The sequence below is a fragment of the Thalassococcus sp. genome, assembly GCF_982780845.1.
Genome location: NZ_CEYADA010000010.1, coordinates 87,068 through 107,560 on the forward strand (window position 1 = coordinate 87,068; position 20,493 = coordinate 107,560).

The following is a 20,493-nucleotide window of genomic DNA, read 5'->3' on the forward strand; positions in this document are numbered from 1 at the left end:
CAGTTTCCTCCCTGGACGATTATGAATTCTGGTCAGCCAGCGACACGTTTTCGCCGGTCTCCGGATCAAAAAGATGCAGACGTGCCGCGATGGGTCTTAGGCCCACTTTGTCGCCACGTTGCAGGGTGGTGTCGAAACGTTCGGTCGGCACGACGGCGACGAATGTCGCGTCACCAACACGGGCGTGAACGTTGACCTCGTGCCCCATGAATTCGAGGTTCGAGATCGTTCCGCTGAACGCCTCTGCGGCTCCGTCTTCGAGCACTTCAAGGTGCTGGGGGCGGATGCCCAAGGTGACAGCCCCGTCTGCGGTTTGCAGGCGTGCTGTCAGGTCTGGTCCTGCCATGATGGTTTGTCCGGCAAGGGTCAGACGGGCGGCGCCGTTGCTGCTAAGAACAGCAGGCACAAGGTTCATTTCCGGCATACCGATGAAGCCCGCCACAAAGGCGTTTGCAGGGCGTTCATAGAGCGTCGCAGGATCGGCCACCTGCATGATGTGGCCGTCTTTCATCACGCAAATCCGGTCGCCCATGGTCATCGCTTCGACCTGATCGTGGGTCACATAGACCACTGTCGCGGGGCGGCCTTCGGATCGCAGGCGTTTGTGCAGATCGGTGATCCGCACCCGCATCGAGGCGCGCAGTTTGGCGTCAAGGTTGGACAGCGGTTCGTCGAACAGGAACACGTCCGGTTCCTTGATCAACGCACGCCCCAGCGCCACACGCTGGGCCTGACCGCCGGACAGTTGTTTCGGCAGACGGTCCAGCAGTTCCTCAATCTCAAGGATGTTGGACACGACCTGCGTGGACTGTTCGATCTGGTCCTTGGGCTGGCGTTTCAGGCGCAGGCCAAAGGACAGGTTCCGGCGCACTTTCATATGCGGATAAAGCGCGTAGTTCTGGAACACCATCGCGATGCCGCGCTTGCCGGGCACCAGATCGTTGACCACCTGATCGCCGATGCGGATTTCACCGCCTGTGACCGTTTCCAGCCCTGCAATCATCCGCAGTGTTGTGGACTTGGCGCAGCCGGACGGGCCGACCAGCACCATGAATTCGCCTTCCTTGACCTCAAGGTTGATGCCGTGAACGGCCTTGAACCCGTTGCCATAGGTTTTTTCCAGCGATTTGAGTTGAAGCTCGGCCATTAGCCTTTGACCCCCCCGGTAGAGATGCCTTCGATGAAGTATTTCTGAGCCATGAAGAACACGACCAGCGACGGTGTCAGCGCGAGCACGGACATGGCGAGGATCTGGTTCCAGGCGAAGGCTTCGGTTGTGTCGATCGACAGTTTAAGTGCGAGGCTGACAGGGTATTTTTCAACCGAGCTGATGTAGATCAGCGGCCCCAGAAAGTCGTTCATGGTCCACATGAACTGGAACAGGCACACCGAAATCAGCGCAGGCATCAGCATCGGAACAACGATAAAGATCAGCGTCTGAAGGGTGGTCGCGCCGTCCACACGTGCGGCCTCTTCCATGTCGCGCGGGATGGCGCGCAGGAACTGGATCACCATGAAGACAAAGAACGCATCCCCCGCCATCGCAGACGGCACCCACAGCGGCAGGAAGCTGTCCAGCCAGCCGATGTCACGGAACAGCAGGTACTGCGGAATGCGTGTGACAACGTTGGGCAACAGAAGCGTCGCGATCACCGTGGCGAACAGGATGTTCTTGCCCGGAAAGTCAAAGCGGGCAAAGCCGTAGGCCACCAGCGTACAAGAAATCGCCGTGCCGATGGTTTTCGGGATGATGATCCAGAGCGAGTTCAGAAAGAAATGTCCGAAGGTGTAGGGTGTCGAGGTTTTCCAGCCGTCGATATAGCCCTGAACCGTGGGTTCGCTGGGCCAGAAGCCGGGCGACGAGAACATTTCAGAGTTCGTTTTGAACGACGCCCCCACCAGCCAGATCAGCGGATAGACCATGATCAGGCCGATGACCGCCAGCACTGTATATCGCAGCGCTGAATTGATGCGGGCTTTGCGGCGCAGTTTGATTTCCAACTGGGTCGGCGCGTCGCCGGTGTTGTGGGCGGGGTTGGGCAATTCGGAATAGGACACCATTGCTCAGCTCCTCTTGTCGCCAGCGTAGTAGACCCACTTTTTCGAGGACCAGAACGCGATGAGTGTAAGAACCATGATGATCACGAAGAGCACCCAAGCGATGGCCGAGGCATAGCCCATGTCAAAGCTCTTGAACGCTTCGTCGTAGATATACAGCGGCAGCAGGTATGTGCTTTTCAGCGGACCACCTTCGGTGATGATGTAGGGGCCGTTGAATTCCTGAAACGCCTGTACGGTCTGCATGATCAGGTTGAAGAAGATGACCGGCGTGATCAGCGGCAAGGTGATGTAGCGGAAAATCTGCCACTGGCCTGCACCGTCGATGGCGGCCGCTTCGTATAGCGATTTGTCCACCGATTGCAGCGCCGCAAGGAAGATGACCATGGCCGAACCGAATTGCCAGCAACGCAGCAGCGTGATGGTGAAAAGTGCCGTATTTGGATCGCCGAACCAGTTGATCGGTTCAACGCCGAACAGCGCAAGGCCCATATTCACAAGGCCGGTGTCGGCAAAGATATAACGCCACAGAACCGCAATCGCGATGGATCCGCCAAGGATCGACGGCACGTAGTATGCCGTGCGGAAGAGGTTGATCGCCTTCAGCCGGTAGTTCAGCACCACCGCGATGAACAGCGCGAACACCAGTTTCAGCGGAACGGTCGTGAACACATAGATCAGCGTCACCTTCAGCGACTTGTCGAACGTCCGGTCGCGGGTGAACAGCTTTTCATAGTTCTTCATGCCGACCCATTCAGGCGTCGACAGCAGATCGTAATCCGTGAAGCTCAGGTAGAACGAGGCAAGGAACGGAAAGGCTGTGAACAGCAGCAAACCGATGATGTAGGGCGAAACATACCACAGCCCCAGATACTTACTGTCACCGCCCATGATCCGCGCCCCCGTGCGTTGGCCCGCATTGCGGGGCGCTGAAGGCGCAGTGGGGTGTCACGTAAGAGGCGGACGCACCGCTGGTATACGCGTGTTCGAAATAGTTCATGTGTTTATAGATCAAGCCGCCCCTCTTCCTGCGCAAAATGACAATGCACAGGTCAAATGGATGCTTATTTGCCTCCCTAAGGTCCATCCTTTTCGGTGCGGACCACGTATTGATTCCCTGAAAGCACAGTAAATCGCCTTGCCAGCCCGACTAAATGTCAGCTACAGACAAAAAGATGGACAAAACCGTAGATTTTCCGCTTTCCCTTATGCCAATGCGGTCGCTATCGCTGCGTTTGGCCCGTTCGACGATCCGGATGCACCACGGTCCCGCGTGGCGCATCGACAAGCTGAACCCCGTGCATGACCTGATCATCTGCCTGACGGGACGGGGGCTTTATCACATCGACGGAGAAGAGATCACCGTTGAACCGGGCGATGCGCTGCTGATACCCGCCTACACGCGGTTTCGTGGTCAGCACGGCGGTGGCGATGACATTTACACCGGTGTCGCACAGCACTTTACGCTGGACCTTTTCGGGCGCGGCAATGTGGTGTCGCAGATGGATTTGCACCGCAAAGTGCGCCTGCGCGATTGGGAGGCACTGGGCCCGCTGGTACAGCACTACCGCGCGTCGGCCACCCCGACCTCGACCACTTTGGCACAGCATCACCAGTTTATGGTTCTGTTGCTGGCCTATTTGGAAGACGCGTTTTTGGGCTGGAAATCGAACGAGGCCATCGAGGATTCACAAGACCAGCTGTCCATGCACATCATGTTCGTCGCCACCCACCTTTCGGCGGACCCACTGGGATCGGTGGTCGAGGAAACCATGGCGAATGTGCCCTACAACCCCGACTATTTCCGCCGCGCGTTCCGCGACCGGATCGGCATGACCCCGCAGAAGTTCCGCGAACTCAAACGCATGGAATTTGCCGCCAACCGTCTGGGTCAGGGCCTGCCGGTGAAGGCTGTGGCCGCAGAGCTTGGTTTTTCCGACCCCTACTTTTTCAGCCGCATGTTCAAACGCTTTATCGGCGCCAGCCCGTCAAGCTACCGCGAAAAGAAAAGCAAACTGGTTGAGGATGGGAAGGCGGAGTGAGCCCGCCTTTTCACATCATTCTTCCTGCACAATCGCGCTGTAGTCGCCACGCAGTTGCAGGGTGACGGTCACTTCGGATTTGTCGCGGTTGCGCCAGAACCAGCCGTGGTTGCCCGCGAAGGGCGTTTCAAAGCTGCCCGCGCCCGAAGTTTTGCCGCGGCCCTTTTCATAGGTCACGTTCTGACCATCTGCGTGGGCGTGCAGATCAAAGTTGATCCGGCCACCGTCTGCCACCCATGAATAATAGAGCGTCGCGCCCTCCTCCATCGTGGCTTTGATTTCGATGTACGCACCGGGATCAAGGACGAAGGTGATCTCGTCCGTCCATGCCTCTTCGGCGTAGGCTGACGAAACGAACAAGCCCATCAGATCGTCAATCAGCGAAGAGGACTGATCCGGTGTGTGCAATTCCGCGTCTGCTGCGGCCTCGGCGGCGAGTTGCTGTTTGATCTCGCCCATTTCCGTCAGGCCAAGAAGCGTGCCGACGCCGGTTGGATCCTTGCCCAATTCCGCAGGCATATAAACCATCACGCCGATGGCGACCGCGCCGATGCCAGCGACGATGGAAGACCGACGAAGTTGCGCTTTGGTGGGCAGATCTTCGAGGTTCGGCTTGGGTGCGTTGTGCATGGAATCCTCCTGTTCTTAGGTGCTGGCGAGGTAGCCGGTGATCTGCTGATAGGTCAGCAGAAGGCCGAGCACGACCATGATCCAGTTGGCGTAGGTGGCTTGTTGCATGAACCGAGGGCTGCGCCGCCAGTAGCCCATTACGATCAGAATGACGAACAGCGCCAGAATTTGGCCGATCTCGACGCCCACGTTGAAGGCCAGAAGGTTGGCCAGAAGGCCCTCGGGGTCGATCTGGTAGTCGATGATTTTCGACGCAAGGCCCGTGCCGTGGAACAGACCGAAGATCAGCGTTGCGGCCTTGGTGTTGGGTTGGACCCCCAGCCATTTCTGGAACGCGCCAAGGTTATCCAGCGCCTTATAGACGACGGAGAGGCCGATAATGGCGTCGATGATATAGGCGTTGATGCCCCAACCATACCAAACGCCCAGCAGCATGGTGATCGAATGACCCAGCGCAAAAAGGCTGACGTAAAGCGCGACATCCTTCATCCGGTACAAGAAGAACACCACGCCGAGCAGGAACAGGATGTGGTCATAACCCGTGATCATGTGCTTGGCGCCAAGATAGATGAAGGGCACGATATGTACGCCCCAAATCTCTTGGATATAGCCCGCATCACCGGGGGTGACGTCATGGGCAAAGGCGGCATTGGCCGTCATCAGCAGCGCGGCCAAGGCCATCAGCAGTGAAAAAGGCGTCAGGCGCGTGTTGTGGCGCGGCTTTGATCTGGAAGTGCTGGGGTTCACGCGTCTTGCTTCGGCTCTTGTTCCGGTCTGACCAAAGGTAGAGGCCAACGGAACGCCCGACAAGTTGCCATTAGGTACGGGTGTGGCCGACCCGATTAAAGCAGTGCGTCTTTCAGGGATCGTGGTGCTTCGTCCTGTTCGCGCAGGTCCAGCGCGGAATGCAGGTCGACCAGATGCGAGCGCATCAGATCGGCGGCCTTATCCCCGTTTCCATCCGCGATGGCCTGCACCAGTTCATGATGTGCGTGTTTTTCGCACAGTGCGCTTTCGCGACGCCAATAAAGCGCGATGATCAGTGAGGATCGGGAAATCAGGCTTTCGACAAAGGCCGCGATGGTTTGTTGGTCGGCGATGCGGGCGATTTCGATGTGGAATTGGCCGGACAGATGCAGAGCGCGGCCATGATCAGCCTCGGCCAGTGCGGTGTGTTCGTCATGGATGTGCTGCTGCAACAGGGCGACATCGTCTGGCGTGGCTTTGGCGGCGGCCATACGGGCGATGCGCGGTTCCAGCAGTTCGCGAGCCTCGAACACCTCGCGCGCGTCGCGCAGGGTTGGCTGGGCGACAAAAGCCCCGCGGTTGCGCTGAATATCCACCAATTGGACATGGGCCAGCGCATGAAGCGCAGAGCGGACGACCGTGCGGGACACGCCATAGATATCGGCCAGCTCATCCTCGCCCAGCTTCATCCCCGGCTTGATACGGTGTTCGTGGATGGCCAGCGTCAGGGCGCGGGTCACGTCCTCAGCCAAGGGCTGAGCAGGTCTTGCTGATTGGGTTTTGGCGGCTGCGGTGTCCATGTCGTCTCCTTGTGTTTGGTTCTGACAAAAGCACCGCGTGCACTCAACCCACCGCGACGTTGTACGGGATGTTTTTCAAAGTTGTATACAGTTTTGCGCTCAATATTTACCCAGATTGAATTTTTTCTGCGGAAATTTTCAGCAACATCAGGATTCCACCCACATCACTGGCACTGAATTTTTGCTGCGGCGCAAAAAGTCGCTCCTGTAGTCCCAACGCAGGAGGCGACATGAGTCTGAATACCAAAGAGCTTGAACTCGTATCCGTCACGAAACGCTATGGCGACACGATCGCTGTAGACGCCGTTTCGCACCATTTCCGTCCGAACAGCTACACGTGCCTATTGGGGCCGTCGGGCTGTGGCAAATCCTCGACCCTCCGGATGATCGCAGGGCATGAAACGGTCAGCGACGGCGCGATCCTGTTGGGTGGCGTGGACATTTCGCACCTGCCCCCCGCCCAGCGCGGCACGGCAATGATGTTTCAGAGCTATGCCCTGTTTCCACACCTGAGTGTTGCGGAAAACGTGGCTTTCAGCCTGAAGATGAAAGGCGTCGATAAGGGCGAGCGCCTGAAGAAAGCGGGCGAGATGCTGGAACTGGTGGATCTGTCGGCGCTGGCGGACCGGCTACCGGATCAACTGTCGGGCGGTCAGCAGCAGCGTGTCGCACTGGCCCGCGCGCTGATCACGCGGCCGCAGTTGTTGCTGCTGGATGAGCCACTGTCAGCGCTAGACCCGTTCCTGCGGATCAAGATGCGCGCCGAGCTGCGCAAGCTGCAGCAGGAACTGAAGATCAGCTTTCTGCACGTCACCCACGGACAGGACGAAGCGCTGGCGCTGGCCGACGAGATTGTCGTGATGAACAACGCGGTGATCGAACAGGCGGGCACGGCCCGCGAGGTGTTCAACACCCCCAAGACCGCCTTTGTCGCGCGGTTCATGGGCGGTCACAACGTGGTGTCGCTGGCTGACGGCACCTATGCCATTCGCGCCGATGCGGTGGGGCTGTCTGCCCCCGGCGCAGGGTCCATCGACGGGACCGTCACCGCGATCGAATTCCAAGGCACCCATGTTTCGGTATCGGCACGCATTGCCGGCGACCAAGAGGTCACCGCGCTTTTGCCTGACGCCCGTTTCTTTGACCAACCGAATAACCCGGGCGATCCCGTCGGACTGACCTGGGAAACAGACCAGCTGCACAAGCTGAGCGCATAGACCCACAAGGAGAGTATGACATGACCAAAATGACACGACGCGAACTTCTGGCCGGGGGCACGGCCCTTGCGGCGGGCTCCACACTCGGGGCGCCGATGATCTGGGCGCAGAACATCAAGGATGTGACCCTGCGCCAGTTCGGCACCGGCGTTTCCAACCTGAACGAGGTTGCCGCCAAGGTGAAAGAGGATCTGGGCTTTACGCTGGAAATGACGGCGCTGGATTCCGACAGCGTGACACAGCGCGCGGCGACACAGCCCGAAAGCTTTGACATCGCCGACATCGAATACTGGATCTGCAAAAAGGTCTGGCCGACAGGCAACCTGCAGGCGATGGATACGTCCAAGATCAAGAACTACGACAAGATCGTCGGCATTTTCCGCAGCGGCAAGCTGACACCGGAAAGCGAGATTGCCCAAGGCACCGCGCCGCACACAGTGGGCTTTGTCGAAGGTCAGAACGGCACCGAGTTTGTGGACAATGAATCCGGCTGGATGACGCTGATCCCGACAATCTACAACGCCGACACGCTGGGCATCCGCCCTGACCTGATCGGTCGCCCCATCAACAACTGGTCCGAACTTCTGAACCCCGAATTCAAGGGCAAGGCGTCGATCCTTGATATCTCGTCCATCGGGATCATGGACATGGCGATGGTGGTCGAGTCGATGGGTGAATACAAATACCCCGACAAGGGCAACATGACGAAAGAAGAAATCGACATGACCCTTGGCATCTTCACCGAAGCCAAGAAAAACGGCCAGTTCCGCGCCTTCTGGAAGTCGTTCGACGAAAGCGTCAACCTGATGGCCTCGGGCGAGGTTGTGATCCAGTCCATGTGGTCACCCGCGATCACGGCTGTGAAATCCAAAGGCATCCCGTGCGTCTACCAGCCGCTGGAAGAAGGCTATCGCAGCTGGGGTGGCGGCATCGGCATGTCGGCGGCGCTGACCGGCCTCGAACGCGACGCGGCTTATGAATACATCAACTGGTACCTTGATGGCTGGGTCGGCGGCTTCCTGATGCGTCAGGGCTATTACTCGGCCGTTCCGGAAACATCCAAGAACTATATGTCCGAGGATGAATGGGGCTTCTGGTTCGAAGGCAAGCCTGCACAGGGCGACATCACCAACCCGTTCGGCGACGTCATGGAAACCGCAGGTGCGGTGCGTGATGGCGGTTCGTTCTATGACCGTATGGGCAAGGTTGCCTGCTGGAACGCGGTTATGGACGAAAACCAGTACATGGTCCGCAAGTGGAACGAATTCATCGCGGCCTGATCTGACATGGTTTCGGTGCCTTGCGGCACCGACCGGGGCGTGGGGGCCGCTGGCCCCTACGCCCACCCCTGAATATCAAAGACAATGATTGGCAACCAACCGATGCGCCTGTCCCCCAATTCCAAAAGCCTGATGATGGTATCGCCGCTTGTTGCGGTGCTGTTCGTCTTTCTGGTGTGCCCCATCGCGATGATCGCGATTGTCAGTTTCTGGCGAGCGACCGAATTTTCGATCATCCCTGCCTTTGTCTTTGAGAACTACGAATTCCTTTTCGGGTCCTCGGTGACCTATCGGGTGTTCTTCAACACCTTCAAATACGCACTGATCACATGGGCGGCGACGCTTCTGATCGGCTTTACCGTGGCGTATTTCCTAGCCTTCCACATACGCACACTACGCTGGCAGATCGCACTGTTTCTGCTGTGCACGATCCCCTTTTGGACGTCGAACATCATCCGTATGATTTCGTGGATTCCGTTTCTGGGCCGCAACGGCATCGCCAATTCGACGCTGATTTCGTGGGGTGTGATTGACGAGCCTTTGGAATGGCTGCTGTTCAGCGACTTTGCCGTCGTGCTGGCCTTTGTGCATCTTTACACGCTGTTCATGGTCGTCCCGATCTTCAACACGATGATGCGCATCGACAAATCCCTGATCGAGGCCGCGCGGGACGCAGGTGCCAATGGTGCGCAAATCCTGTGGAATGTGATCATCCCGCTGACCAAACCGGGCATCATGATCGGCACGATTTTCGTGGTCACGCTGGTGATGGGCGACTTTATCACCGTGCGCTTCATGTCCGGTAGCCAATCGGCCAACGTGGGCCGCCTGATTTCCAACGACGTGGCTTTGCTGGCCTATCCCTCGGCCTCGGCCACTGCCGTAGTACTGCTGTGTACTGTGTTAATCGTGATCGGCATCCTGCTGCGGTTCGTCGACATCAGAAAGGAGCTGTAAGATGGAGCCCCGTTCCCGTTCCTTCTATGTCCTCGCCGCGTTTTTCACGCTGTTCATGCTGTTCCTTTATGGGCCTACCGTGACCATCGCGATCCTGTCGTTTCAGGGACCAAGCGGTGGCCTGACCTTCCCGATGAACGGCGTGTCGCTGCACTGGTTCCGCGATCTGTTCGAACAACAGGCCGTGGGTGACATCTGGGGCAGCTTCAGCCGCAGTCTGGTTCTGGGCCTGATGGTCATGGTCACAACCGTCGTCGTCTCGGTCATGGGTGGGCTTGCCTTCCGCCGCCGTTTCCCCGGATCAAACATCCTGTTCTACCTGATCATCACGGCGCTGGTCATTCCGTCGATCCTGATTTCACTGGGCGTCGGATTGATGTTCAGCCAGTCGGGCATGACGGTGCACTGGGCAACCTCGGGCTTTGGCGCGCAGCTGACATGGACCCTGCCCTTTGGCCTGTTGATCATGTTCGCCGTCTTCAACCGTTTTGACAGCAGTTACGAGGAAGCCGCCCGCGATCTGGGGGCCACGTCATGGCAAACCATCCGCCACGTGGTGCTGCCGATCATTGCGCCTTCGCTGATCGGGGTGGCGCTGTTCGGCTTCACTCTCAGCTACGACGAATTCGCGCGGACGCTGCTGACGGCGGGCAGCTACAACACCCTGCCGCTTGAGATTTTCGGGATGACGACAAACGTCACGACGCCTGTGCTATACGCGCTTGGGACGCTGACCACCGGATTTTCGCTGATCATGATCGGGGCGTTCCTGTTGCTGACGTGGGTCAGCACCAAGCGGAAGGCCCGCGCCGGATCGGATGCCGGAAAGGGCATGATATGATCGTCCTGATCAACCCAAACAGCACCGTCGCCATGACCGAAGCGATGCAGCGCACGGCGGAACGCACCTTGCCCGGAGTTGAGGTGCAGGCGTGGACATCGCACTACGGGCCGCCCTCCATTCAAGGGGCCGAGGACGGGGACGCCGCCGTACCGCCCATGTTGGAACTGGTTCAGAAAGCCTCTGACCAAGGGGCCAGTGCGATTATCATCGGATGTTTTGATGACACCGGGCTTTATGAAGCCCGCGACATCGCCGCCTGCCCCGTTATCGGGATCGGGCAAGCCGCCTACCACGTGGCCGCCTGCGCTGGCGGGCGGTTTTCGGTGGTGACGACTTTGGCCGTTTCCGTTCCGATTTTGGAAAGCAACATCGTCACTTACGGTCTGTCACCGCACCTGTCCCGTGTGCGGGCCAGCGACGTGCCTGTGTTGGAACTGGAATCCGACCCCAAAGCCGCCAACGCCAAGGTCATTGCCGAAATCAAACGGGCCGAATCCGAAGATGGTGTTAAGGCCATCGCCTTGGGTTGCGCGGGCATGGCGGGGTTGTTGGCCGAGGCTCAGGCCGAAACAGACCTGTTGTTGGTGGACGGGGTCCGCGCCAGCCTGCACATGGCGGCCTCTTTGTCCGCCTAACGCCTAACGCCTTCGCATCAACCGCGCGATCACAGGCGATCCGATGATCACCAGAACGATCCGCGTTAGGTGGTGGGCGATGACGTATCCCAGATCGGCGCCTGCCACGATGGCCAGAACCGTCATCTCTGCCTGACCACCGGGTGCAAAGGCCAGAAATGCCTCGGTTCCTGCGGCCAGCCCGACATGGGTCACCACATAGGCCACGATAGCAGCCAGAATCGACAGGATCACAACGTAGGCCGCCCCTGCCGCCACATCGCGCGACAGTTCGCGCCACGACACGCCCACGAAATGCACGCCGATGCCGCAGCCGATAAAGAACTGCGCGGTAAGGATCGCCTCGGCCGGCGGGCGACCGTGCAGGACGTTCCCCAATGACAACGCCCCTGCCACGATCATCGGGCCAAGAATGGACGCGCCGAACAGGCCAAGCTTTTCGCCGCCCTTCCAGCCGACCAAGGCCGCAACAACCATCAGCGCCATTTCATAGATAGGCAGTTCGGACGCAGGCACGCCCAAAGGGTTCGTCAGGCTTTGGCCGTAAAGCTGCGTCAGGAAAATCGGCGCGAGCGTGACCACGATCAGAACGCGCGTCGCGTGGATCAGGGACAAGGCACGCGCATCGCCCCCTGCCTCGATCCCGAAGATCACCATGTCCTGCAAACCGCCCGGCATTGCGGCGTAATAGGCGGTGGGTTGGTCGAACTTCCACACACGTCGAAAGAACGGGACGCCGATCAACCCGATCAGCGCGATGTAGAAGGGCACAATCGCCACCGATAGCGCCATTTCCGGCAGGCGCGCCACGACCGCAGGGGTGATCGACCCGCCGATGGCGATGCCCAGAATGGTGCGTGCCGCGACCGACACCTGACCAAAGCCCTTCAGCCGAAAACCGGCAAGGGCCGCGATCAGACAGGCGAACATGGGGCCGAACAGAAACGGCAGTGGCAAATCGAGAATCCAAAAGAACACGACACCGGCGCAGGCAAAGGCCAATGTCATAAGTCTTTGGGAGGTAGGGGAATTTAGGGCCACTCGGCGTTCCTTGACGAATCTTGTATCCAACTGTATTCATCCGGATACATAATTCAGGATAAGACGTTTGACCAGCCAAAACGACAGCCAGCAGGACGCGCAGGGACAGTCCGTTTACAGCCAGCTTCTGGATGACATTCGCGCGGGCCGCCTGAACGCGGGCGACCGGTTGCGCGAAACCGAATTGGCCGACCGGCTGGGCGTGTCCCGCACCCCCGTGCGCGAAGCCATCCGTCATTTGGAAGCTGACGGGCTGGTGGCCCATGTCCCCCGCCAGGGCGCCAGCATTCGCACTCTGGATTACGCCGAGGTGATGGAGCTTTACGAGATGCGCGCCGTGTTGGAAGGCACTGCCGCGCGACTGGCCACACGCGCCGCATCGGACATCGAAATCGAAGAGCTTGAGGCGCTGAACAACGAGTTGGAAAAAGCCGGTGCCACGCCCGAGGCGTTCAAGCTGAACCGCCTGTTCCACGCAGCCCTTCTGGACGCCGCCAAGAACCGCTTTCTGACGAAATCCATCACCGGCCTGCAAAAAGCGCTGATGATTTTGGGGCCAACAACACTGACCCAACCGGAACGCGCCCGCAACGCCGTCGAAGAACACCGCGCCATGATGACCGCAATCAAGGCCCGCGATCCAATAGCCGCCGAAGCCGCCACCCGCGCCCACATCCAAGCTGCCCAACGCGTCCGCGTCAGGGATTTGCGTTTCAGGAACCGCGCCCTAAGCAACGAGGATCCGCTGTGATCCTTGAAGCTGCGACCGATGGCTTTCGTAGGACATTGCGGCGGAAAACTCTCTGATCCGCGGCCAGCCTTATGGCCGTGGCGTCGTGCTAGCTGATCCTTTTGAAAAGGGCGTCGAAACCTTGTGCGATCTGGGCTCGTCCGATCAACGAACCGCCCTTATACGGCCATTCGATAAAATTAATCGTCATTATTGCTTATCTGATCAGCAAACTGACGAAAATTGCCGCCGTTATGTTGATATGCCCAGATCGAAAAATCTGTGTGCCGAAGGCGAAACCATGCTGGGATCAATCCTTGGCCACGGAAATCTGGTCGGTTGCGGTATGATGATCGGCACGGTCTTTGGCCGGATTACAGGACAGATGGCCGCGGCTTTGCGCGTAGGGCCCAGTGATCTGGCGTAGCAGTCGCCTTCGCTGTTATCTCACACCGATAGGTCTGGGATCACACTTGCCCATGACCGCTATGCCCTTGAATACATCGCCGAGATGCGCATTCTTGCAGCGGAGCGCTCGGATGAATACAAATTTGAAGAGAAATACCACGTTCCCCACACAGCCGCGCTGATCAAGAACGTACAGCGCAAACAAAAATGCCGGCTGATGTGGGAGATGACATCAGCCGGCGCTGGCGGGGCCATTCTGGGAACCCCTTTGGGCACTGGAGGTTAAGTGCCCAAATCCTAGACTGTCGCGTTCGGGAAATAGGGTGTTCCCGACCAAACCGGAAGGCGGTGCTGCATGTCGTCTTCGCTCACCACCTGGCATTTCGACAGCAGCCAGTTCTTTGCAGCCAGCCCGTCAGCATCGGTGCCAAGGTTCCCCGATGACCGGCCCAGAGCAAGGAAGCCCGCAACAATCGCCGACGAGGCAGACGTGCCACCGAACCGGCAGAAATATGATCCGAATTCACGCAGTGTGTCGTCCGACAGTTCGTTTTCAAACGGGCTGCTGGCATAGCCGAAGCGGCCCGGAACGTCGGTCGAGATGATTTCGAACGACGAGAATTTGTGGTTCGAATTCTTTTCCGGAACCCCGACACCATCATAGTCACGGTCCTGTTCATCCAGACGCACTTCGGTGCGGTCAAACACCTCGGAATCGTTGCTGGGGGCCATCACTGTCGTGTTGCGCGCATCCGAATATCCGCTGCGGTACCCCTTTGAATTTAGGGCGCCGACAGAAATGATGCCGTTATGCTCGGTCGCCAGATTAGCAGGATAGATGGCAAATTCCTCGTTCGCGTTTCCTGCGGCACAGACAACAGGGCGCTTCATTGACACTGCAACAATCAGTTCGGCCAACTCGCTCCACATCGCCTCTTGCTCGGGCGTGACTGGACAGGGGGCAACCAACGGCCCAAGCTCTTGCCCATTCACAGAATGCGCGGATAGCTCGGGCTGCGTGCGGATCGGATCGGGAATGATACGCGGCAGCAGAACCACATCGGCGTCGATCAGTTCGGCGTATAGAAAGGCCAAAATCATCTGTTCCGGATCGGGATCGAAGTTGGTGGAAATCGGAACGATCTCGCAGGTCGGGTCGACGCCTGCATAGGGCAGCATCAGCGAATTTTCGACGCCGTCCACTTTGCAGGGTCGCGCCCCCACCAGGCCGGCAATGGCTGTGCCGTGCACGGAAAACTCGGGCGCGACGGCGGGGCGGATCGTGCCCATGCGTGTCGCCTCACCATGGCATAGCCGGTCATTCAACTCGGCCAGCAGGCGCGAACTGTGCGTCAGCCCGTCTGCGACCTGCGTGGTGGCGTTCAGTTCAAGCGCGCCAAGCTTGTCCACATCACCGTAATAGGGAAATGCCCCCAGCCGTGTGGAAAACAGATCAATGGCAAGCAGCTTGTTGATGGCGGGCGCAAGGTTCGGGTGATCAACCGCCACAGAGGTGTCGATCACGGCAACCCGTGTCTTTTTCTCGGTGTCGCAAGGCGGCGTGAAATCGGGGCGGTTATAGTCCTGATCCAGAACGCCGATTGTTTTCAGGTGCCAAAGCGCGTCGTAGTCGGGGTAATTTTCCTGACCGATCTGGGATGTCGTTGTCATAACAGAATTCCTTCAATCAATAATCACTCAGAGCCACTCGGACACGGCATCCAGCATTTGCTCTTTGCAGACCTCTTCCAGAATGGGCGCGACCATGCGGGCAAGCTGATAGCCTGCGCGCGTGTCAGAGGCATAATGAAGCCCCGCCCATTCACGGTTTTCAGCGATCCGGCGGGCCGAGCGGAAAAGCTCGGAACTGGCGGGGTGTTCCGGCAGCATGCGCGAAAAAATGAATGCGATCGAAAACGACTGGAACGAATGATTGCTAGGATAGCTTGCGTGACCGGGGTTCGGCAGGAACGGGCGCAGGCGCGGTTCGATCTGGTTCGGACGCAGCACGTCAAAGCGCGACTTGTAGCGCAGCCCGATTTCGTCAGTCAGGGCCAGAACCAGATGGAACAGCGTTTCGGTCGCCACAAAGGAGCTGCCCTCTTCCAGCCCCAGCGGCCAGAGATAGCCCGACAACTCGAGGCTGGCTTCTGTCAGGATTTCACCCTGACGGATCGAATGTTCCGGCGTGTGCAGCAAATGCTGCTTTTTCAAAAGCTCGATGGCTTCGCGACGAAGCTGTTCAGGGCTGGGCGGCAGATCGACAGGCAGATCGATCCATTCGGGCAGCAAAGCGTGCAGCTTTTCGCGTTCTTTCCAAGGCTCTTGCAGGGACGCGGACCCACCCGGCGCGAAATCGTCACGGTTGCGGTTTCTGTTGCGGTTGCGATTTCTGTTGCGGTTCCGGTTACGGTTTCTGTTCCGGTTACGATTGCGGTTTCGATTGCGGTTCCGGTTTAGCGACAGCGCCGACAAAACGGACGATGCACCTGCTGCTGCAGCGCCATCAGTGCCTGCTTCGCCCTGCGCGCCGGAACTGCCTTCGATTTTAAGCCCAAGCGGCGTGACAATGAACTTCGAGTCTTTCAAATCAATCGGTGTACTCATGCTAGGCTCACAATTTGGGAAGTTGTTTAATGCTGGTTAGAAAAGTCTGCTGCATGTCCTTGTCCGCCAATCGGAACCGGTCGGCCTGAACGTCGGGGTTTGAAAAATCGGGATCGATCTCCAGCAAACGGCTGTAGACCTGTTCCGCTTCTTCATGCCGGCTCTGCATCGCGAAATTGATCAACAGATACCGAAGCGCCGCCGCAGAACGCGGCTGTTTGCGCAGGGCTGTTTTGCAGCGTGCAACAGCCTGCCCATGTTCGCCAACCATGGTTGCCGCCATCGCGTGCGTCACGTCGTAGCTATAGCTGATAGGGCTGTAAGCCCCTAGATAGCTTGCATTTTTTGCCGCTTCCATCGCTTGGGAATATTGGCCGGTATAGATTTTATGCAGGGCGTAGTGATCCCAGACAAAGGCCTGCGTCTTGTTCAACAACAGCGCGCGTTCCAGCAGGGATTCGGCCATTTCGTGTTCTTTGAAAACATATCCCGTCACGTGGCCCAAACAGGCCAGCGCGATGGCGTTGAACGGGTTGTCATCCACGACCTCGGTCAGCAGACGATCCGCCGCTTCGCTGCGAGCGCCGTCCAGATCGCCCAGATTTTCACCGACATTGAAGCTGGTCAGATAGGACTGAAGCGCAGGGTAGATCGAATTCTGCTGCTGCAGGCACGGATGCGCCAAAAGCGTTTCCGCCATCGAGAAATCATTTTCATCCAGACGGAACATCAGGTTCAACGCCGAATAGCCCGCCCGATGCAGATGTTCGAGTTCACTGGGCCGCACGCCATCTTCGAAAACCGATTTGGCGATGCGGTCGACGTTTTGCGAAATGAACCCGTTCAGCACGATCCCGTCGGGCGAAATCGCCTCGGACACCGGCACCTGAATGGATTGGCTCCATTCCATATTGATCTGCGTCGCACGGTACAGGAACAGGGTCAGCGTCAGAGAATTGCCAACCTGAAGCGTGCGGGTGCGCACGTAGAAATCGGTCTCGCCCGCCGACGCCATATCGCCTGCATAGTTCGAACTTTCGCGAAAATCGCAGATCGAAATCGGCTGGAATTCATGCAGGTTCTTGGCAACGCTTTCGACGACATAGTCGGCCAGAAACTTGGTCTCGGGCTGGCATCCATTCTGGATGCTGGGCAGGAAACCAAGGCTATGAAGTGGCTGTGGCGCGATGATCTGCGCAGGGCGCGGAGTGGCAGGTTTGGAGACGACCGGGGCGACTTCGGCGGTTTCCTCGATCTCGACCGCTTTGTCGTGCCAGATCTGCCGTTCCATCGTCAGCCAGTCTTCGAACTCGGGATCGGAAATATCGATCCCTTCCAGAAGCTCGATGTCGGATGTCAGACCGAACTGCGCAAATAGCGCCGTGTTTTCAGGAATTTCACGGACATCGACCCAGATCGCATCCATGCGCAAACCAATGGAATAGCGATCAACGATCAGGATCTGGTCGACCAGATCGCCAATGTCCCGTTTGATTTCAAAAAGCGACTGCCGAAGGCTGGAGGACGCGCGCTTTTCGTCGCTATCGCTCCACAGTTTGTCACGCAACCAGGCGCGTGTGCGCTGTCCGCGCGGAGCCAAAGCAAGCAGGCCCAAAATAGCCTGCGCCTTCTGCCCGCGCGGGGTCAGTGTTTTGCCGGTCCGGTCCTGTAACGAAATCGGGCCTAACAGATGCAGGGAAACCAGTTGGCCGCCACGTAATTGCGGACGGCCACTGGCCCCTTGAACAGAAGAGGAAAAGGGTGCGTTTGAAGGTGCATTCGTTTTAAATGTTTGGTAATCCCCAGTCGAAACTGAAGCCCCCATTGAGTGACCCGTATTCGTTGCACGTTCGCTTGCTGAATCAGGCCCCTCTCCGGACGAAATAGTTTTTTGAAAAGACATTGGTAAGTCTCACCTCCAAACGCAGAATCAGCTTAGATGACGTTGCGTTAGTAAATTGTTAGAGGTTTCGAAAACTCAAAATAACGAGAATCGGATTCGCGTTATCCGAACGTTCCACCCCCCTGACACGAAACTGTCCGCGCATTTAATTCTTAAAGGTTATCACCGCTTTGGAATGTCACAAAGCCCTAATGATCAAAGGCTAACGTGCCCGCCGCTAACGTGCCTCGCGAACAGCCCGGTGGCACAAAATGATCAACATCGTTCTTATTTCGTCCAATTCATTCTTTATCGACGCGCTGCGTTTGACGATGCCCGCCGACGAATTTTCGGTCACATCTGTTCTTCGTACGCCGCAACAGCTTGAGACACCCAACGCCTTTGCAACGGGGCGCTGTGATCTGGTGATCTGGGATCAGGGAACGTTCCCCGACATCGGCAAAACCGTGATCGCAGCCCTGCGCCGACGCCGTGTGCAGCTTGGGATACTGGCCGTTCTGCCCAGTTACGACCCGACCCAGATGGCCAGTTGCTATGACGTCGGCTGCGATGGTGTGCTAATGTCTGATCTGGCGCTGGAAAAGCTGCCGCATCACCTGCGGCTTCTGGCATCCGGCCACAAAGTGTTTCCGGATCAGGTGGCCGATATTGTGTTACAGATGCTGACCGTCAAAGAACCACGCCGCACCGCGCGTGCCGCAAACTGCAATTTCTCACTGCGGCAGAAAAAGGTGCTGGGAATGATTTTGGAAGGTGCCCAGAACAAGGGGATCGCACAGGCGCTGAAGGTGCCTTTGACCACCGTCAAAGCGGATATCAAGACCATGATGCGCGAAACCGGTGCGCAGAACAGGACCGATCTGGCCATTAGCGTTCTGCGCACCGGACTGATTGATCCGTCAGAGCTGGAAGGGGCGGCACCGTTTGCCACGACGCCGCCCGAGCAGATCAAACTTTGATCTTTTTCACCGCCGCAATAGCACGGGCCAGAAGATCGCTGACATCTGCCAGAACATCGTCTCCGGGCTGTGGTGCGGGTGCAGCGGGAGGCGGAACCACGCCTTGCAGAACGGGCATGCCGCGTCCTTGAAGCTCGGCTTCCAGTCCCAGATCCTGACAAGCTGCGATCACCGCATCGAACAGTGCCTTGGCCCGTGCGCCAGAGCGCTGCATGTTCAGGATCGCAGGAGACTGCGCCAACTTCACGGCGGCAAACCCTGCCACGTGGGGCGACGCCATCGACGTGCCATCATAGGACGAATAGCCCTTGCCCGGCACGGTCGAAATCACCGCAACTCCAGGCCCGCAGACATCGATCTCGGGTCCACGGCAGGTAAACCGCGCGGCGAAGTAGGCGCCGTTTGCCGTATTGGTCCCCGTAACATGCGCGGTGTGATGGCTGTCATCCGGAAAGGTCCCCACCCGTCCGACCGCTGCAACAGCCATCACTTCGGAATAGGCAGCGGGGTACATGACCTTGCCACCGTTATTGCCGGCCGCAGCGATGGGTAGAATGCCGGCATTTCGCACCGCCTGAAGGCGTTCTTGCAAAACAACGCTGCTGGAACTGCCGCCAAGGCTCATGTTGATGACGTCCACCTGATCCTCGATCGCCTTATCCAGAGCACGCAAAAGCTTGGACATCGTGGCCTGAGGGAAAATCTGGTAGGAATGGATCGCGACGCGGTCTGCCACACCACGCACGCCAAAAGCATTGTTCAGCGCGCCCACCGTGCCCGACACATGGGTGCCATGGCCGCTACCGTCATTCTTCCAGTCCTCTGCCGGATCACCGCCCTCGCCCATAGACATTCCGCCTGCCGGATCAAGATCGGGATGATCGCCGGACAGGCCGCTGTCGATAACGGCGACTTTGACCATGGGCCCGTTATTCGGCATCGCAACAATGCCCATCGCTTCGGTGCCCCACGTGTCGATCTGCGGGTCATCCTTGCTGGTGGGAAGCGGCTGAAGAGTGACGGTATTTCCACGCTCTTGCAGCGCGGGCTGCTTGATCACCTTGGACCAGAAACTGTCCTTGGGTTTGATCCGCAATTCGGACAGGGTTTGCAGAGTTTCGCCATGCAGCTTCAGCGTAGCGTTGCCTTGGGTGTTCGTCAGTTGACGATCCGACCAGACCTCGCCGAACAACATCACGCTGGCATTGGCCACCGCCGATCCGTCCGGTGCTTTGACACTGACAACAACGCTGAGCGTATCTGCGCTCGCGCTGCTGGCCATGTTCTGCGCCAGATCGAACATCCCGCCGCTGTCGAACAATTCCAGGGGCGTGTCTTCTTCGATGGTCAGGCCCGCGCCGAATTTTGCCTTCAGCGCCTCGACATGTTCATCCGTCAGTTCGGCCTCGATCCGGTGAACGCCCTGCGTATCCGGTGCGGACAGGGGCGTCATCACAACGGGTTCAGCATCCTCGCCCACGGTCATGGCACGCAGTTCCTTGGCAAATCCCTCAAGGTCGCGCACCACAGCGTTCAGATCAGGTTCATCAACAGATGCAGCCCGCAGGGGATTTTTGGCGATAATGTATTTCTTGCGCGCAGTCCCCACCGCGCGTGACGTAACTTCCGACATGG

General features: G+C 58.2%; 20 protein-coding genes. 9 read left to right on the forward strand and 11 right to left on the reverse strand.

Features of this window, described 5'->3' with window-relative positions:
* Positions 1–19: 19 nt before the first annotated feature.
* Genes AC4FIA_RS12490 through AC4FIA_RS12500 form a run of 3 tightly spaced genes read right to left on the reverse strand, consistent with a single transcriptional unit; the run spans position 20 to position 2,949 of the window.
* Positions 20–1,147, reverse strand: a complete 1,128-nt coding sequence (locus AC4FIA_RS12490; RefSeq protein ID WP_490366125.1) for an ABC transporter ATP-binding protein — start codon at positions 1,145–1,147, stop codon at positions 20–22.
* Entirely contained in the window at positions 1,147–2,061 is a 915-nt protein-coding gene (locus AC4FIA_RS12495) for a carbohydrate ABC transporter permease (RefSeq protein ID WP_490366126.1), read from the reverse strand. Before AC4FIA_RS12495 ends, AC4FIA_RS12490 begins: the two co-directional genes overlap by 1 nt.
* A gap of 3 nt (positions 2,062–2,064) precedes the next feature.
* On the reverse strand, positions 2,065–2,949 hold the full coding sequence (locus AC4FIA_RS12500; protein WP_103911420.1) for a carbohydrate ABC transporter permease: 885 nt from the start codon (positions 2,947–2,949) through the stop codon (positions 2,065–2,067).
* A gap of 284 nt (positions 2,950–3,233) precedes the next feature.
* On the opposite strand from AC4FIA_RS12500, the gene AC4FIA_RS12505 reads away from it, so the two are divergent.
* Positions 3,234–4,100 carry a helix-turn-helix domain-containing protein gene (locus AC4FIA_RS12505; protein ID WP_160006920.1) on the forward strand — a complete coding sequence of 289 codons (867 nt, stop codon included), beginning with the start codon at positions 3,234–3,236 and terminating at the stop codon, positions 4,098–4,100.
* A 15-nt stretch (positions 4,101–4,115) separates the two neighbouring features.
* Here the strand turns inward: AC4FIA_RS12505 and AC4FIA_RS12510 are convergent, their stop codons facing one another.
* The 3 genes from AC4FIA_RS12510 to AC4FIA_RS12520 all read right to left on the reverse strand — a co-directional run bounded on the left by AC4FIA_RS12510 (position 4,116) and on the right by AC4FIA_RS12520 (position 6,277).
* A complete protein-coding gene (locus AC4FIA_RS12510; protein WP_490366127.1) occupies positions 4,116–4,730 on the reverse strand; it encodes a transmembrane anchor protein in 615 nt (204 codons plus the stop codon).
* A 15-nt stretch (positions 4,731–4,745) separates the two neighbouring features.
* Positions 4,746–5,411 carry a HupE/UreJ family protein gene (locus tag AC4FIA_RS12515; RefSeq protein WP_490366180.1) on the reverse strand — a complete coding sequence of 222 codons (666 nt, stop codon included), beginning with the start codon at positions 5,409–5,411 and terminating at the stop codon, positions 4,746–4,748.
* Between the two features lie 161 nt (positions 5,412–5,572).
* The gene (locus tag AC4FIA_RS12520) at positions 5,573–6,277 is read right to left on the reverse strand and encodes a GntR family transcriptional regulator (protein WP_490366128.1); all 705 of its coding nucleotides are present in this window, start codon (positions 6,275–6,277) and stop codon (positions 5,573–5,575) included.
* A 230-nt stretch (positions 6,278–6,507) separates the two neighbouring features.
* On the opposite strand from AC4FIA_RS12520, the gene AC4FIA_RS12525 reads away from it, so the two are divergent.
* The 5 genes from AC4FIA_RS12525 (at position 6,508) to AC4FIA_RS12545 (ending at position 11,210) form a co-directional block, all read left to right on the forward strand.
* On the forward strand, positions 6,508–7,494 hold the full coding sequence (locus AC4FIA_RS12525; RefSeq protein WP_490366129.1) for an ABC transporter ATP-binding protein: 987 nt from the start codon (positions 6,508–6,510) through the stop codon (positions 7,492–7,494).
* A 20-nt stretch (positions 7,495–7,514) separates the two neighbouring features.
* Complete coding sequence (locus tag AC4FIA_RS12530; protein WP_490366130.1) at positions 7,515–8,774, forward strand: ABC transporter substrate-binding protein; 1,260 nt, start codon at positions 7,515–7,517, stop codon at positions 8,772–8,774.
* A gap of 84 nt (positions 8,775–8,858) precedes the next feature.
* Positions 8,859–9,731: an ABC transporter permease gene (locus AC4FIA_RS12535; protein WP_234994792.1), complete on the forward strand. Its 873-nt coding sequence runs from the start codon at positions 8,859–8,861 to the stop codon at positions 9,729–9,731.
* A gap of 1 nt (position 9,732) precedes the next feature.
* Positions 9,733–10,572 carry an ABC transporter permease gene (locus AC4FIA_RS12540; protein WP_490366131.1) on the forward strand — a complete coding sequence of 280 codons (840 nt, stop codon included), beginning with the start codon at positions 9,733–9,735 and terminating at the stop codon, positions 10,570–10,572.
* Positions 10,569–11,210, forward strand: a complete 642-nt coding sequence (locus AC4FIA_RS12545) for an aspartate/glutamate racemase family protein (RefSeq protein WP_490366132.1) — start codon at positions 10,569–10,571, stop codon at positions 11,208–11,210. The genes AC4FIA_RS12540 and AC4FIA_RS12545 overlap by 4 nt, the downstream gene beginning before the upstream one ends.
* Positions 11,211–11,213: 3 nt before the next feature.
* On the opposite strand, the gene AC4FIA_RS12550 is transcribed toward AC4FIA_RS12545, so the two are convergent.
* On the reverse strand, positions 11,214–12,218 hold the full coding sequence (locus AC4FIA_RS12550) for an AbrB family transcriptional regulator (protein ID WP_490366181.1): 1,005 nt from the start codon (positions 12,216–12,218) through the stop codon (positions 11,214–11,216).
* Positions 12,219–12,318: 100 nt separating this feature from the next.
* On the opposite strand from AC4FIA_RS12550, the gene AC4FIA_RS12555 reads away from it, so the two are divergent.
* Positions 12,319–13,002 carry a GntR family transcriptional regulator gene (locus AC4FIA_RS12555; protein WP_490366133.1) on the forward strand — a complete coding sequence of 228 codons (684 nt, stop codon included), beginning with the start codon at positions 12,319–12,321 and terminating at the stop codon, positions 13,000–13,002.
* 280 nt (positions 13,003–13,282) lie between these two features.
* A complete protein-coding gene (locus tag AC4FIA_RS12560; protein ID WP_490366134.1) occupies positions 13,283–13,408 on the forward strand; it encodes a hypothetical protein in 126 nt (41 codons plus the stop codon).
* A gap of 278 nt (positions 13,409–13,686) precedes the next feature.
* Here AC4FIA_RS12560 and AC4FIA_RS12565 read toward each other — a convergent pair whose 3' ends face one another.
* The 3 genes from AC4FIA_RS12565 to AC4FIA_RS12575 are packed head-to-tail and all read right to left on the reverse strand — an operon-like array spanning position 13,687 to position 17,563.
* Complete coding sequence (locus tag AC4FIA_RS12565) at positions 13,687–15,060, reverse strand: S8/S53 family peptidase (protein WP_490366135.1); 1,374 nt, start codon at positions 15,058–15,060, stop codon at positions 13,687–13,689.
* A 27-nt stretch (positions 15,061–15,087) separates the two neighbouring features.
* Positions 15,088–15,996 carry a phosphatase PAP2 family protein gene (locus AC4FIA_RS12570; RefSeq protein ID WP_490366136.1) on the reverse strand — a complete coding sequence of 303 codons (909 nt, stop codon included), beginning with the start codon at positions 15,994–15,996 and terminating at the stop codon, positions 15,088–15,090.
* 7 nt (positions 15,997–16,003) lie between these two features.
* Positions 16,004–17,563: a transcriptional regulator gene (locus AC4FIA_RS12575; RefSeq protein ID WP_490366137.1), complete on the reverse strand. Its 1,560-nt coding sequence runs from the start codon at positions 17,561–17,563 to the stop codon at positions 16,004–16,006.
* Between the two features lie 587 nt (positions 17,564–18,150).
* On the opposite strand from AC4FIA_RS12575, the gene AC4FIA_RS12580 reads away from it, so the two are divergent.
* Positions 18,151–18,858: a LuxR C-terminal-related transcriptional regulator gene (locus AC4FIA_RS12580; protein ID WP_287473012.1), complete on the forward strand. Its 708-nt coding sequence runs from the start codon at positions 18,151–18,153 to the stop codon at positions 18,856–18,858.
* Here AC4FIA_RS12580 and AC4FIA_RS12585 read toward each other — a convergent pair.
* The gene (locus tag AC4FIA_RS12585) at positions 18,848–20,491 is read right to left on the reverse strand and encodes a S8 family serine peptidase (protein ID WP_490366138.1); all 1,644 of its coding nucleotides are present in this window, start codon (positions 20,489–20,491) and stop codon (positions 18,848–18,850) included. The genes AC4FIA_RS12580 and AC4FIA_RS12585 overlap by 11 nt on opposite strands.
* Between the last annotated feature and the right edge of the window lie 2 nt (positions 20,492–20,493).